The sequence below is a fragment of the Falsihalocynthiibacter sp. S25ZX9 genome (genome assembly GCF_041205405.1).
In the GTDB taxonomy this organism is placed as follows: domain Bacteria; phylum Pseudomonadota; class Alphaproteobacteria; order Rhodobacterales; family Rhodobacteraceae; genus Falsihalocynthiibacter; species Falsihalocynthiibacter arcticus.
Map to the genome: position 1 here is coordinate 1 of NZ_JBGFCD010000203.1, position 310 is coordinate 310.

The 310-nt window shown below is 53.2% G+C and carries 1 protein-coding gene; it reads left to right on the forward strand.

Annotated elements, in window-relative coordinates; all coding sequences use genetic code 11:
• The coding region (locus AB9F29_RS21915; RefSeq protein WP_369757250.1) for a cobaltochelatase subunit CobN at positions 1 to 310 on the forward strand (310 nt) is incomplete at both ends.

The window sequence follows — 310 nt, forward strand, 5'->3', positions numbered from 1 at the left end:
ATCGTCAACGATCCGGGCGAAGGCACACAAGCAAAACGCCGTGCGCAGGCCGTCATTATTGACCACCTAACACCGCCGCTTACCCGCGCCGAAAGCTATTGGCCAATGCGTGATCTGGAGGGTCTTGTTGACGAATACTATGAGGCGGCGGGGGTTGATCCACGGCGGATTGAGTATCTAAGACGCGAAATTTTAAGCCTGACCAGCAGCACTGGATTTGGCGAAGACGCAGGGCTTACTGGAACTGACGAAGACGGCGATTTGGCCAAACTCGATGCCTATTTATGCGATCTAAAAGAAGCGCAAATTC